The organism is Saccharospirillum sp. ABV4_185 (assembly GCF_056159245.1).
Window position 1 is genome coordinate 1,529,173 of record NZ_JBSWUW010000001.1, and the last position, 14,226, is coordinate 1,543,398.

Annotated in this window: 13 protein-coding genes; 10 read left to right on the top strand and 3 right to left on the bottom strand. The window is 58.7% G+C overall.

Annotated features, from left to right (window positions below):
* The first annotated feature begins 107 nt into the window (after positions 1 to 107).
* The 7 genes from ACXAE6_RS07120 to ACXAE6_RS07150 all read left to right on the top strand — a co-directional run bounded on the left by ACXAE6_RS07120 (position 108) and on the right by ACXAE6_RS07150 (position 9,397).
* Positions 108 to 2,324 carry an ATP-dependent helicase gene (locus ACXAE6_RS07120; protein WP_475146172.1) on the top strand — a complete coding sequence of 739 codons (2,217 nt, stop codon included), beginning with the start codon at positions 108 to 110 and terminating at the stop codon, positions 2,322 to 2,324.
* Between the two features lie 71 nt (positions 2,325 to 2,395).
* Positions 2,396 to 2,923 (top strand): DUF3833 domain-containing protein, encoded by a 528-nt coding sequence (locus ACXAE6_RS07125; protein ID WP_475146174.1) that lies wholly within the window; start codon positions 2,396 to 2,398, stop codon positions 2,921 to 2,923.
* A gap of 230 nt (positions 2,924 to 3,153) precedes the next feature.
* Entirely contained in the window at positions 3,154 to 4,095 is a 942-nt protein-coding gene (locus ACXAE6_RS07130) for an ABC transporter ATP-binding protein (RefSeq protein ID WP_475146176.1), read from the top strand.
* On the top strand, positions 4,085 to 6,946 hold the full coding sequence (locus ACXAE6_RS07135) for a Gldg family protein (protein ID WP_475146179.1): 2,862 nt from the start codon (positions 4,085 to 4,087) through the stop codon (positions 6,944 to 6,946). The genes ACXAE6_RS07130 and ACXAE6_RS07135 overlap by 11 nt, the downstream gene beginning before the upstream one ends.
* 10 nt (positions 6,947 to 6,956) lie before the next feature.
* Positions 6,957 to 7,880 (top strand): DUF4340 domain-containing protein, encoded by a 924-nt coding sequence (locus tag ACXAE6_RS07140; RefSeq protein ID WP_475146182.1) that lies wholly within the window; start codon positions 6,957 to 6,959, stop codon positions 7,878 to 7,880.
* 99 nt (positions 7,881 to 7,979) lie between these two features.
* Positions 7,980 to 8,969, top strand: a complete 990-nt coding sequence (locus ACXAE6_RS07145) for a calcium/sodium antiporter (RefSeq protein WP_475146184.1) — start codon at positions 7,980 to 7,982, stop codon at positions 8,967 to 8,969.
* 11 nt (positions 8,970 to 8,980) lie between these two features.
* Positions 8,981 to 9,397 carry a VOC family protein gene (locus ACXAE6_RS07150; RefSeq protein WP_475146187.1) on the top strand — a complete coding sequence of 139 codons (417 nt, stop codon included), beginning with the start codon at positions 8,981 to 8,983 and terminating at the stop codon, positions 9,395 to 9,397.
* Positions 9,398 to 9,404: 7 nt separating this feature from the next.
* On the opposite strand, the gene ACXAE6_RS07155 is transcribed toward ACXAE6_RS07150, so the two are convergent.
* A complete protein-coding gene (locus tag ACXAE6_RS07155) occupies positions 9,405 to 10,094 on the bottom strand; it encodes an ArsR/SmtB family transcription factor (RefSeq protein WP_475146191.1) in 690 nt (229 codons plus the stop codon).
* Positions 10,095 to 10,223: 129 nt separating this feature from the next.
* Here ACXAE6_RS07155 and ACXAE6_RS07160 point away from each other — a divergent pair, with 129 nt between their 5' ends.
* Positions 10,224 to 10,562 carry an NIPSNAP family protein gene (locus tag ACXAE6_RS07160; protein ID WP_475146195.1) on the top strand — a complete coding sequence of 113 codons (339 nt, stop codon included), beginning with the start codon at positions 10,224 to 10,226 and terminating at the stop codon, positions 10,560 to 10,562.
* Positions 10,559 to 10,885: an antibiotic biosynthesis monooxygenase family protein gene (locus ACXAE6_RS07165; protein WP_475146197.1), complete on the top strand. Its 327-nt coding sequence runs from the start codon at positions 10,559 to 10,561 to the stop codon at positions 10,883 to 10,885. Before ACXAE6_RS07160 ends, ACXAE6_RS07165 begins: the two co-directional genes overlap by 4 nt.
* Before the next feature lie 18 nt (positions 10,886 to 10,903).
* On the opposite strand, the gene ACXAE6_RS07170 is transcribed toward ACXAE6_RS07165, so the two are convergent.
* Both ACXAE6_RS07170 and ACXAE6_RS07175 read right to left on the bottom strand, forming a co-directional pair.
* Positions 10,904 to 12,046, bottom strand: coding sequence for a cobalamin-independent methionine synthase II family protein (locus ACXAE6_RS07170; protein WP_475146199.1), 1,143 nt, complete (start codon positions 12,044 to 12,046; stop codon positions 10,904 to 10,906).
* Between the two features lie 87 nt (positions 12,047 to 12,133).
* A complete protein-coding gene (locus ACXAE6_RS07175) occupies positions 12,134 to 13,453 on the bottom strand; it encodes a hypothetical protein (RefSeq protein ID WP_475146202.1) in 1,320 nt (439 codons plus the stop codon).
* Positions 13,454 to 13,610: 157 nt separating this feature from the next.
* Between ACXAE6_RS07175 and ACXAE6_RS07180 the strand changes: the two genes are divergently transcribed.
* Positions 13,611 to 14,174 carry a peroxiredoxin family protein gene (locus ACXAE6_RS07180; RefSeq protein ID WP_475146205.1) on the top strand — a complete coding sequence of 188 codons (564 nt, stop codon included), beginning with the start codon at positions 13,611 to 13,613 and terminating at the stop codon, positions 14,172 to 14,174.
* Positions 14,175 to 14,226: the final 52 nt, after the last annotated feature.

The window sequence follows — 14,226 nt, forward strand, 5'->3', positions numbered from 1 at the left end:
ATCGGCCGGTGGGCGCCAAGCTTGAGACCAGAGCCTTGTGACTCAGTTGTGACTAAGACAGCCGCGGGCGCTTCTGGTACCTTGTGCGCCCCGCTGCGAGGACCTCCATGCACTTCACCGACGAACAGCACGCCATCATTGCGCATCCGTCTGGTCATGCTCGCATCGTCGCCGTGGCCGGTTCCGGCAAGACCTCGACGCTGACTGCCTATCTGGCGCGTCGCCTGAATGAAGGCGTCAATCCGCGCCGCCTGCTGGTGCTGATGTACAACAAGGCAGCGCAACAGGATGTATCGCGTCGTTTGGCCGCTGAACAGCCCCAGCAACGTCTGCCTGAGGTGCGCACCTTCCATTCGCTCGGCTATCGCATTCTGCAACGCCTGGTGCACGACGGTGACTTGCCGCCGGTGAATTGGGATCTGCTCAACGATGCCCAGATCGAACCGGTAGTGTGGCGCTTGTTGCGCGCTGCGGCGGTGGATGAGGAACAGGCTGAAGACATCCTCAGCCGTAAGAAAAAATGGGTCGAGCCGGCGCTGAATTATTTCGAGCTGGTGAAAAGCAGTCTGGCGAGCCCGGCGCAAGTTTTTGAGCAAAGTGGCCTGCCCAAGGTGTGTCGCATTTTTATCGAGGTTTTCGAGCAATTTGAGCAATGGCGCGCCGACCAGCGCCGGCTGACCTTCGCTGATTTACTCTACGATCCAGTGCGCTGTTTGATTGCACAACCGGAGGTTGCGCAGCGGTTTGCCGGCCATATGGAGGAAATCCTGGTCGATGAATACCAGGACATCAATCCGATCCAGCAGGCGCTGTTGGAGATACTGCATGGCGGTCGTGGCCAGGTCATGGTGGTCGGCGATCCGGACCAGACCATCTACGAATTTCGCGGTTCCGAACCGGCCTTATTGACCGAAGCGTTCCAGCAGCAGTTTACCAACCCCCGGGATTATCAACTGAGCTGGACCTTTCGTTACGGCCATCAGCTATCGCTGCTGGCCAACCACCTGATTCAGGCCGGTGCCGATCGCACCGCCGCCGATACGCTGTGTTTCTCCCACGCCAGCACGCCCAACACCCGAGTGCGCCAGCTACGCAGCGACGACAGCGCCCAGGTGGCACTGGATTGCATTCGCCATTGGCAACAAGCGCGGCCGCTGACCGACATCGCCGTGCTTAACCGACTGTGGGCCAACAGCGCCCGGTTGGAACTGAAACTGCTGGCGGCGAACCTGCCGTACCGACTGGAAAATCATCGCACTGTACTGGAACGTTTTGAGCTGGCGCCGTTCTGGGTGTTGCTCGACCTGGCCAGTGGTGAATTCAGTCGCTACAGCGATGAGCAACGTCGTCAGGCGTGGCGAACTTTATTGACTCAGCCATACCTGAAAATTCGCAAGGTGGTGGTCGATGAACTGCTCGGCCGGCTTGCCAACGTCGCGCACGATACCGCTCGTCAGCTGCGCAATGCGCTGCCCGACAATTTAGCCAGTTTTCAGGCTGACCAATTGCTGGAACGCGCCCGCTTGATTCAGCGCGCCGAAGAAGGCCGTGTTGGCGCCAGCGAACTGGTCAGCGGCTGGCTGATCGGTACCGACTATCTCAATGCCCTGCGCGACAACGCTTTCTCTGCTCAGCAGGTGGACGATCAAATCGCCACCGTGACCGCCTTTGTCGACTTTATCGCCGCCCAGCGCTGGCCGGCGGCGGAAGCCGGTGATCAATTAAGAGCCTTGCAGGAACAACGCCGCGCCACCGGTCAGCACGGCGTTATCCTGACCTCGATTCATAAAGCCAAAGGTCGTGAATGGCCGTGCGTGCTGCTTCCGGAATTGAATGCGCGGTTTTATCCGTACCACCCCGAAGGCGATCTAAGCCGACCGACCTCGGAAGACAGCGAACGACGCCTGCTTTATGTGGCACTGACCCGGGCGCGTGACGAAGCGGTGTTGCTGACACCACTCAATCGTCAGGAAACACCGGACAGTCCTTTTCTGGCGGAGATGAACTGGGATGGTTGTCGAACTTTAGCCGAGGCACTGGCGCAATCGGCAACCGAGGTCAGCCTGCCTGCTTCAATGAACCGTCAGGTGGTCGAGCGTTATCTGCACGCCCAGCAACGCCCGTTGACCATTCACTGGCAAGCCCCCGTTATCGACGATCAGGCCGCCGAACCCGGACGACGTTTGCGTCATCCGACCTTCGGCGCCGGCCGTTTGCTCGACGACGATGGCTCCCGCCTCAGTATTCGCTTTGTGCGTGATGGTCAGGTGCGGCAATTTGATCGCAGCCGGACCTGGCCCATGCTGGAATGGCTCGACGAATAACGATCCGTTAGGCATCCGTTGGGCATCGCCACGCGTATCTTATGCTCCGTTTTCCATTCAGGAGCGTCCTTGTGTTTCGATCCGTCTGTGCTGCCTTAGTGGTGTTATTGCTGACCGGCTGTGCCGGTGTTTCGGTGTCCGATTACGCCGACCGTGAACCGACTTTCGATCCTCTGGTTTTCTTTAACGGCCCGCTCGAAGCCCAGGGTGTGGTGCTCAGTCGCAGCGGCGAAGTGCGTCGGCATTTTACTGCCACCATTGACGCGAGCTGGGACGCTAATGGCGGCGTGCTGGATGAGGTTTTCCAGTGGAGCGACGGTGAACGCCAGACGCGAGTGTGGCGCTTCGAGCGCGATGGTGAACGCAGCTTTGTGGGCCGGGCGGGTGATGTAAAAGGCACCGCTGAGATGCACTACGCCGGCAACGCTGTGAACATGAATTACCGTTTGCTGGTGCCGCTGTCGAGCGGTCGCACCATTGCAGTGACCATGGATGATTGGCTCTACCAGGTCGACGACAACACCCTGATCAACGTCACCGATATGAGTAAGTTCGGCTTCGATGTCGGCCAGGTGGTACTCACCATGCGTAAGCCATAAATCGTTTTAAAAAACGTTTAAAAAGATCAAAAACGTTAGAGCTTTTTGGGTTCTATGTCAGCGCTCCGCAAAGGGATTGCTGGCGATTGGTAAGACTCCTCTCGGCCGCTTGAACTTAAGGCGGCCGCTTCTTAAAAAAGCCGCGTCTGTCGCACTTGCGTCCGCAAGTGCCAGGGGCCGCTCTGGCCCGACCGACAACCCCAACTAACTGGACTTTGAAGGAGTGTGCGATGCTCGAATGTCAGAGTGTCAGCCGCCGTTTTGGTGATGTTATGGCGGTTGATGATGTCAGTTTTCGAGTGGATAGCGGCCAGATTATCGGCTTGCTCGGCCATAACGGGGCCGGAAAAACCACCATCATGCGCTTGATAACCGGCGCATTAGAACCTTCCTCCGGCCGGATTCTCTGGGACGGCCAAGACTTACAAACCCACGCTTTGGCATTGCACCGCGCCATCGGTTACCTGCCTGAACAATTGCCGGTTTACCCGGAAATGACGTTGATTGAATACCTGGATTACTGCGCCAGTTTGCGTGGTTTAAAGGCGTTAGCCGAACGTCGCCAGGCGGTGCGTCGAGTGGTCGCCGATACCCAACTGGAACCGAAATTGTTCAGCCGTATTCAGACTTTGTCGCGCGGTTACAAGCAGCGCGTCGGTGTCGCTCAGGCGCTGCTCACTGAACCGCGTCTGGTGGTTCTGGATGAACCGACCAACGGTCTTGATCCTGAACAGACGCTGCATATGCGCGAGTTGATAAAACGCCTGGGTCAATCGGCCACGGTGATTCTCTCGACGCACATCATGCAGGAAGTTCAGGCCGTCTGTGACCGGGTGTTGATGGTGCAGCAGGGACGTCTGCAATTGGATACCACCATGGCGCAACTGAATGCCAGCCAGCGTTTGGAAATACGCTGCGCCGATAGCGAGACGGCTCGACGGCTGCTGGTCGACGTTTCGGGTATTGCATCCATCGACAGCCGCAGTGACGGCACCCTGTCTCTGGCGTTGGCTGAAGCGTCTGACCGCGATCGTCTGGCGGCAGAAGTGGGTCGCCGTTTGGTGCAGGCCGGTGTTGATCTTTATGGCCTGCGCAGTGAATCCCAGGATCTGGAACGGTTGTTCTTCGCCAGCGAAGCAACCCAGCAACAGGAGACCGCTTATGTGGCTTAAGTCGGCTTTGCAGGTTGCGCGTAAGGAACTCAGTATTCATTTTTCGTCACCTTTGGCCTATTTATTCCTGGCCGCCTTCGCGCTGGTAACCGTCTTTATCGTTTTTTGGGTCGATGCTTTTTTTGCTCGTAATATCGCCGATGTCCGGCCGCTGTTTGCCTGGATGCCGGTGATGCTGATTTTTCTGGCCGCGGCTTTGACGATGCGTTCCTGGAGTGAGGAACGCCGCAGTGGCACCTTGGAGCATGTGTTGACGCTGCCGGTGCGCAGCGCCAGTTTCGTCCTGGGTAAGTTTTTCGCGGCCTGGGCGATGCTGGCGATGGCCCTGCTGTTGACCCTGCCCATTCCGATGATGGTGGCCTGGATCGGCGAACTGGATTGGGGCCCGGTTTGGGCGGGTTATCTGGCGACGCTGTTGCTTGGTGCGCTCTATCTGTCGATCGGTCTGGCCGTCAGTGCCCGCACCGATAACGCCCTGATCAGCCTGTTGGTGACCGTCGCTGTGGCCGGCGCTTTCTGGTTGATTGGCCATCCGATGATCACTCAGCTGTTGCCGGCCGGTGCGGCCGAAACCCTATCTTTGTTCGGCAGTGGCGCGCGCTTTGAGTCGATTACCCGCGGCATTCTCGATGTGCGCGATCTGTATTACTACCTCAGCCTGACACTCGCCTTTCTTGCCTTCAATGTTTACAGCCTGGAACAGGTGCGCTGGGACAACAGCCAGCGCCGGCCCTTGCATCAGCGCTGGCGTTTGGGGGTGACGCTGGTGGTGCTTAACCTGCTGGTCGCCAATCTGTGGCTGCAACCGGTGACCGCGTTGCGCGCCGATACCACGGCCGGGCAGTTGTATTCGGTATCACCGGTGACCCGTCAGACTCTGGCGCAATTGCAGGAACCGTTGGTGCTGCATGGCTATTTCAGTGCCCGTACTCATCCTTTGCTGGCGCCCTTGATTCCGCAACTGAAAGACCTGATGCGCGAATATCAGGCGCTCGGTCATGGTCAGGTCGAGGTCGAGTTTGTCGATCCCACTGCCAACCCTGAGGTGGAGCAGACCATCAACGAACGCTACGGTATTGAAGCCACACCTTTCCGGGTTTCGGATCGTTATCAGTCGTCGGTGGTCAGCTCTTATTTTGATATTCGCGTGCAATATGGCGATGAAGAAAAGGTGCTCAGTTTCGATGACCTGATCGAAGTCCGGCCGACACTCCAGGGCGATATTGAAGTGCAACTGCGTAACCCCGAATACGATCTGACCAAGACGATCAAAGCGGTGGTGGAACAATATCGTGCCGGTGGCGATATCTATGCGCTGCTGGACCAGCCGGTCACCCTGACCGCCTATGTCTCGCCCGAGGCACAGTTGCCGGCAACGCTGGCAGAGTTCCGTCAGACGCTGGAGGATACCGCCGAGTCGATGCAGGCAGCATCCGATGGTCGCTTTGATTGGCAAATTCAGGATCCGCAAGCGGGCGATGGCAGCCTGGCGCAGCAGATTGCTCAGGACTACGGCTTGCAGCCGATGGTCGCCGGTTTGCTCGACCCCAATCCGTTCTATTTCTATTTGCGCCTGCACAGCGAAACCCAGAATGTCATCCTGCCGTTGCCTGCAGAGCTGACCGATACGGCGCTGCGCACCAGCCTGGACAGTGGCCTGAAACGCTTCGCCGCCGGACTGAACGCGACCATCGGTTTGGTGGCGCCGAGCCGGGTCGACTCGCCGATGGGACCGCAGCCAGCGGCGCGCCAGTTCAGTTCGCTGCGTCAATGGCTGGCCGACAGCTATGCGGTGCGCAATGTCGACCTCAACAGTGGCCAGGTACCGGCCAACATCGACTTGTTGTTGGTGATGGCGCCGGAAAATCTGGATGAAAACGCCGTCTTCGCGCTCGATCAATACCTGATGCGCGGTGGCCGGGTGGTGTTGACCACCGGCAGCCAGAACATCGAGCTGACCCGGCAAAGCCTGAATGCCAGTCCGATGAGTTCTGGTATCCGTGATTGGCTCGCCGATCAGGGTGTCACCCTTAGCGATGATCTGGTGATGGATCCGCAGAACGCCGCCTTCCCATTACCCGTGGTACGTCAGGCCGGCGGCTTGAGCTTCCAGGATTTCCGCATGCTGGATTACCCCTACTTCCTCGATATCCGCAGCGATGGCCTGAACAGCGAGCACCCGGTCACGGCGAGCCTGCCGCGACTGACAGTGCCTTGGGCGTCAGCGTTGAGTTATCAGCCGAGCTCGGACGACTCCTCTGTCACGGCCGCTACGCTGGCGCAGAGTTCGCCGCAAGCCTGGCTCGGTTCGCCCGATCAGGTGATGCCACGGCTCGACAGCAACGGCCAGGTGAATTACCAACCGGGCGAAGAGCGCGGAACCCAGCCGGTGGTCTTGGCGCTGAGTGGCCGCTTTGACTCGGCCTTTGCCGGGCAGCCGTCGCCGCTGTTGGATGATCCGGTTTCAGACGAAGACGCAGACAGCGAAGCTCCGGTGGTGGGTTCGGTAATCAATCGCTCGGCGGAATCGGCGCGGTTGATCGTGATCGGCTCCAACGATTTTGCCACCGACACCACCTTGCAACTGGCCAGCGCGGTCAGTGGTGCCGATGACAGCGGTCAACTGCCGTTGTTGGCCAACCTGGCGGAGTGGTCGCTGGACGACAGCGGGCTGATGAGTATCCGCTCCGGCAATCGCTTTAATCGCACCTTGCCCAGCCTTACGCCCAGCGCGCAACACTGGCTCGAGTACGGCACCTACGCCGCTGTGTTGCTGTGTTTGCTGGTGTTGATCGCCGTGCAGCGCTGGCGGCGTCGGCAACGTTTGCAGCATTTGGCGCAATGGATCTGAGGAGACGATGATGCTGAACACAATTAATCGCTGGTTATGGGTAGCGCTGGCAGCACAACTGCTGCTGATCGTCGCCTTACTGGGTGGTCGCTGGCTGGGTCACTCCGGCCCTTCGGTCGAGCCTTTGCTGTCATTGTCGTCAACTGAGGTCACTGAGTTGCAAATCGTGGATCAACGCGATGACCAACCCAGCCAACTGACGCTGACTCAGGCTGAAAGCGGTTGGCAGTTCGATCTCGACGGCCGCATCCTGCCGGCGTCACCGAGTCTGGTTGAAGGCTTGCTGACGCAGTTGAGTGATACCGAACTGAACTGGCCGGTAGCGGCCAGCGGTGGTGCCGCTGAACGCTTTGCCACCGACGCTGAGCACTTTCGCCAACAGCTAACTCTGGTCACTGCTGACGGCGAACAGCCGCTTTACTTCGGTACTGCTCCGTCCTATCAGCAACTTTATGTCCGACGTGACGGTGACGATGCGGTCTATAGCATCGATCTGGATGCCAGCAAACTCAGTACCGATGCCGAGCATTGGCTGGATAATCGCTTATTGCAGATCGATCCGCAGGCTTTGAGCCAGGCGCAGGTCGACGATATCCAGTTACTCCAGCAAGACGGCCAGTGGCAGCCACAAGGCACTCAGACCGAGTTCAATCTGAGCGCCTGGCAAGATTGGTTGCAGCGTTGGCATAGCCTGATTGTCAGCCGACTGATCGCCGCTGAGGACGCCTCGGCCTTTACCGTTGACGGACCGGAATTAACGGTCGACTTTGGCGAAGCCGGCCGCTATCAGCTGTTCCAGGATGGTGATCGTTATGCGTTGAGCAGCAGTCGATATCCGGGTCTCTTTGGGCTGTCCAATGGTACCGGCGCTGCTCTGGCAGACACCGCGCCGCTGTGGCAAAGCGAGGAGGAAGACAACGTCACCTCGCCCTAATCCGGCAGCCATACGGGGCGGTGCTCTGCCGCCCCTGTGGCTGTTCAACAGCCCTTACCTCTGGCTTAATACGGCCTCATTTTTCTGGAGCAGGGCGTTATGTTGTTAGCCTGGTTGGCGGTCTTAATCGGTCTGGTGGTGCTGGTCTGGAGTGCGGATCGCTTTGTCGATGGCGCCTCGGGAACCGCCCGTTACGCCGGTCTGTCACCGCTGTTGATCGGTATGTTGATTGTTGGTTTCGGCACTTCAGCACCGGAGCTGGTGGTGTCGGTGATCGCCGCTACCGACGGCAATCCAGGCCTGGCACTGGGTAATGCTTACGGCTCCAACATCACCAACATCGGTCTGGTGGTCGGTCTGGTGGCGGTGATTGCGCCGATTCAGGTGCAGTCCGGCATCGTGCGTCGTGAACTGCCCATCCTCTTGCTGATCACCCTCTTTGCCGGCTGGCAACTGCTTGATAACGACCTGTCCCGCCTCGATGGCTTCCTGTTGCTGCTGCTGTTCGCCGGCACCATGGGTTGGTCGGTGTTGCAGGGCCGTCAGCCGGGCGATGTGCTCGAGACCGAATACACCGACAACCTCGACAGCCACGCCATGACGCTGTGTGCTGCCTTGCTCTGGCTGGTGGTCGGTTTGGCTGGTCTGGTGCTCAGTTCGCGGGCCCTGGTCTGGGGCGCGGTGGAGATTGCCATCGACCTCGGCGTCAGCGACCTGATCGTCGGGCTGACCGTCGTCGCCATCGGTACTTCATTACCGGAACTGGCGTCCTCGCTCGCCGCGATCCGCAAAAAACAACACGACCTGGCACTGGGCAATGTGATCGGTTCGGGTCTGTTCAATACGCTGGCCGTGGTCGGTCTGGCCTCCAGCATCAGCCCGATGCAGATTGAGTCGGCGGTACTCACCCGTGATTGGGTGCTGATGACGGCGCTGACGGTTCTGTTGCTGATCATGGGCATCGGTACGCGTAAGCGTCAGGGCCGTATTAATCGTCTTGAAGGTGGTTTTTTGCTGGTGATTTACCTGGCGTACACAACCTATCTGGTTAACCTGGCGCTGAGCGGTGGCGCCCCTGTACTGGGCTGAATGGCATTGAAATGAGGCGATCTTTATTTCATCTGGCGTTTAACGTCACCGATCTGGCTGAAGCGCGTCGCTTTTACGGGGAGGTGCTCGGCTGCCGCGAAGGGCGTTCCACCGACACCTGGGTCGATTTCGAGTTTTACGGCCATCAACTGTCGTTGCATCTGGGTGACGTCTGGGCCACGCGTAATACCGGTCAGGTCGATGGCGTGGCGGTGCCGATGCCGCATTTCGGTGTGATCTTGCCGTTGGATGATTGGCAGCAACTGGCGGATCGATTGCAGCAGGCGGGAACGGATTTTGTGATTCCGCCGACGAAACGCTACGCCGGTCAGGCTGGTGAACAATACACCCTGTTCTTCTACGATCCCTTCGGCAATCCGATTGAAGTGAAAGGTTTTGCCGATTTTGCGGGCTTGTTTGAGCACTGATTCGAACTCAGGCTGACAGTGATACGGCGTCGTCGTTGATTCTATAGCGCTGACGAAAAGCGCGTTCTCCGGCTGGACTAAACCTCAGGCTGCGCGCTTGCAGATCGCGCCTGGCCCAGCCTCGGTGCAGTAAATCCTCCAGAATCCATTGCCCCAACTGACCCGCCAGATGACTGCGCCGCTCGCTCCAGTCGAGACAGGCGCGGCATAACGGCCGGCGGCTGCGTTGTGGCACAAAACCCAAGGCAGCGAAATGCGCTGAACCAAGGTCCGTCAATTGGCATTGATCGGCGTGGCTGTCGATCAGGCCTTGATGGCAGAGGGCGTCGTGCAATTGCACTCCCAGTTCGCCCGCCAGATGGTCGTAGCACAGGCGGGCATGGCGCAGCGCCAAGTCATCTGGTCCGGTCGCAATGGTCGGTGCCTGAGCCGCCGCTAAACCCATCAATTGTTCCAGTAATTCCGCCACCGGCGTACCGCTTAATTCGAAATAGCGATGCCGTCCCTGTTTGCGCAATTGAATCAGACCGCTGCGCTCCAGGCGCGCCAGATGGCTGCTCGCCGTCGATGGACTGATGTCGGCGCACAGCGCCAGTTCAGTGGCAGTCAGTGCCTGACCGCCCAACAAAGCGGTCAGCATTTGGGCGCGGCTGGGATCGCCCAGTTCGGCGGCGAGTTGAGCGATGTTCGGTTGCATGATGCGGTCTCGTTGCTGTGCAAGCGCAGCCAGTTTGGATGAAGTCGATGGTGAATACTTCGATGCTCATCGAAGCAAGGCGAGAGCGGACTTTCTACTCTGGCGGCTCCAATGACCAGGAGTCTTGCTATGACCATCAGCTGTTTTATTGAGTATCGCATCGATCCGGCCAAGCGCGAGCAGTTTGCGCAATACGCGCGTCACTGGGGCCGAATTATTCCCGCCTGTGGCGGTCAGTTACTGGGTTATTTTCTGCCGTGGGAAGGCACCAACTATCAAGCCTGGGGGCTGATCAGTTTCGCCAGCCTGGCGGACTATGAAGCCTATCGGGCGCGGTTACGAAGCGATCCCGACGGCCGCGCCAATTTTGAGTTTGCCCAGCGCGAGGGTTTTATTCTCGAAGAGCGACGGACTTTTCTGGCGCCGGTTCCAGAAAGCTGTGATTGGCTGACGGAGGCTTCGCAATGATAGCGGTGATTTTTGAAGCGATAGCGAACGAGGCGCGGCAGGACGATTATCTCGCCGCCGCTGAACAGTTACGGGCACATCTGGCCAATCAGCCAGGCTTTATTTCTATTGAACGATTTCAAAGTTTGAGCAAGCCGACCAAGTTGCTGTCGCTGTCATTTTGGCAGGACGAAACGGCGGTGCGGTTGTGGCGCGAACAGAGCGATCATCGCCGGGCTCAGCAGTTGGGGAAAACAGAAATTTTTGCGGACTATCGCTTGCGGGTAGCGCAGGTGTTGCGCGACTACGGCCGTTATGACCGGGAACAGGCGCCGACCGACTGAGTCGGCGCCATCGATCAATCAGAACAGTTTCTTGGTCGCCAAAGCCGCGCCTTCTGCCAGCGACGCCAGTTTCTTCCAAACGATTTTGGAGTCGACTTTGCCAACACCGGCGAAGGTGGCGAAACCGCAGTCGGTGCCAGCCATAACGCGTTCACGACCGACGATGTCGGCGAACTGAGTGATACGCTGGGCGATCAGTTCCGGATGCTCGACATAATTGGAAGTGGAATCGATAACGCCCGGCACCAGAATTTTGTTGTCCGGCAACTTGGTTTCTTTCCAGATTTGCCATTCGTGGGCATGGCGCGGGTTGGACGCTTCGAACAGAATCGCCGACGGCTTGGCTTTCAAGATGACGTTCATGATTTTGCGCAAGTCGATGTCGTGCGTGTGTGGGCCTTCATAGTTGCCCCAGCAGACGTGCATACGCAGTTTTTCCGCCGGAATATTCACCAGCGCTGCGTTCAAGGCTTCGACCTGCAATTCGGCCTGCGCCAGGAATTCCGCTTCGCTTAAATCCTGGAAGCCGGTGTGACGCGCCATGGCGAGATCCGGGCAATCCAGTTGCAGAATAAAGCCGGCATCAACGATGGCTTCGTATTCGGCCTGCATCGCCTTGCTGATGGCTTCCAGATATTCAGCGATGCTCGGGTAGTACTGGTTTGGCTGGAAGGCGGAGACCACACCCGGCGAAGCGGCGTTCATAAAGGCTTCGGTGACACCGGCGCCATCGACCGCGCTTTTGAAATTCTTCAGATCGAATTCCAGCGGTTCGGTGGTGGATACTTCGACCGGGCCGGTGCAGCACAGTCGCTTAAAGCTTTGCTTGCCGGCGACCAGCGCCATCTTTTCCTGATATTCCGGATAGTCGGCCAGATCCAGCGCAACCTTGCGTGCCTGGTGACCGTCAAACCCTTTCAGGCGATCTTTGATGTAGGTGGCGTAGCCGATTTTGCTCAGCTCACCATCGCTGATCACATCGATGCCGGCCTCGGCCTGCAGTTTAACGACTTCGCGTACAGCTTCGGAAACCACGGCTTCAAATTTGCTGGGATCGGTCTCCTCGCCGTGCTCGCGGGCCATCAATACATCCACCACGGCCTGGGAGCGCGGCAGACTGCCAACATGGGTGGTGAGAATGCGATCGGTGCTCTGTTTCATGGGACTTTCCTTTTTGTTGGGCAGCGGTGCGCGTCGACACCGGTTTTAATGGACGGCAGTGTACAACCTCAAGCCAGGCTCGGCATCTTAAGCGAGCCACAATTGGTAAGCGTGCAGGGCGATAAAATCGATAGCCAACAGCAACGGCGCGTACCAGCGGTTCAGGCGCAGCAGGGCACGGGCCGAGACGCCATAGCGCGATTGCAACGCCAGCTGGATGCCGGAAAAGGGCGACAGTGCCACGCCCAAAGACCAGCCCATCAGGAACACCAGGCCGAGCAGATTGGGATCGTCGATGGCCGGCATCAGTAAACTGCCGGCCAGCGCCACGGTGGTGACCGGGTGCATGCCGATCATGGCCAGGCCAATCATGATCAGCAGCACCAAGAAAGCCTGATTGGCGCCAAACTGCTCAAAACGAACCTCGACGTTGAACGACGCCAGCAGCGCCGCCACGCCAGCGGCCATGACCGCTGCGGCGAGAAACAGCGACACCTCGCCGCCCAGGCGCGACAAACCGAATTGAATATGATCGACCGTGGCGCGCACGCCGCTGCGGCCCTGGCGCAGCGTTACCCACAGCGGGGCGAATAGCACGGCAATCAGCGTCACTAAGGTCAACACCGAAATATGGGGCCACCACTGGTGCGCGACCATCACCAGCACGGCCAACAGCATGGGCAGCCAGAGTGAATCCAGATGCATCGGATAACCGAGGGTTTGATCAACCTGCGGATGGCGGCTGATCTGCCAGATGGTGATGGCCAGGGCGGTCGCGGCGGAGGGCAAACCAACAGTGACCAGCGTTGCCAGTTGCGCACCGGGTGCGCTGATCAGGGCGATACCCATGGCAGCGAAAAACGGCGACCAGAAAGCGGCGGTGCTGAAACCGCGCAGTATCACCAAGGCCTGTAATGAGCTGAGTTTTCCGGACTGGGATAAGCGGTCGCCGATGATGGCGATGGTCGACATATTGATCACCGAACCGATCAAATGGCCACCGAGCAAGGTACGAATCAGCGCCGCTTTGCCGACAGGGCGATCATCGGCGCCGTCTATCGCTGTGCTGCCGACCAGGCGCAAAAAGCTGACACCCATCAGCATGGCGATCACCGTCTGGTTGGCTTCCAGGGCTTTGCGCAAATAGAGCCAGTCGGCACCGCGCAGTAAACCCAGGCTCAGTCCAAGCACGCCACAGGCGAACATGGCGCGCACCTGCCAGCGTTGCGGGCCTTTCAGGCTGCCCAGTAACAATAGAGCGGCTAACCAGACCAGCACACCGGCGGACCAGGCAGGCCAGGGGTCATAGAGGGCGGCGCTGATGGCCACAACGATAACGCCCATCAGCGTCCAGCCGGCCAGTCGGAAACGCCAGGCATTGGCGCTGGCCGGTGAGTTTGTGGTCATGGCAGGATAGTGGACGGTTGCATCTTACAAGCATAACCGAAGCGGTGTGGCTGGCTCGACTGCCGCTGCTGAATGGACCGTTCCAGTGACGGTCGATCCAGACGACTAGTCCGTACGTATTGAGCAATTCGGGTATTCACAGTTTAACGAGGTTCGCATGCGCTTGACCGCGCCCTGCAACAGTCAGGATTTTACCGTTCAGGATGTTTACGGCCAGTCGATTCGCTTGAGCGATTATCGTGGCCGTCGCGTCATGCTGAGTTTTTTCCGCGATGCCGCCTGTCCGTTCTGCAGTTTTAGAGTGCACGAATTGACGCATCGCTACCCGGACTGGCAACAGCAGGGCCTGGAAATTCTCGCCGTCTTCAGTTGCAGCGACCAGGAAGTGCGGCGCCATGTTTCGCGTCATCCAAGGCCATTCCGATTGATCGCCGATCCCGATCTGCAGCTCTATAACGACTATGGCGTCGAGCAGTCGCTGTTGGCGTTATTCAAGGCGGTGGTGTTTAAGTTGCCGCGTATTGTGCGCAGCCTGAGGGCGGGTGGTCGTCCCGATCCGAACAATCCGCATATTCGTCTGGTTCCGGCCGACTTCCTGATCGATGAACACGGCCAGGTGGTTGATCTGTGGTATGGCCGCGATACCAGTGACCATATTCCCCTGCATCGGGTCGATGCCTTTGTGCGCGGCCAGAAGCCGGCGTCATCGAACGCTGCCTGACAAACCTTTGCAGCGCGCCGGTCAGGCCCTAGAATCAGAACAAATTTTAGCC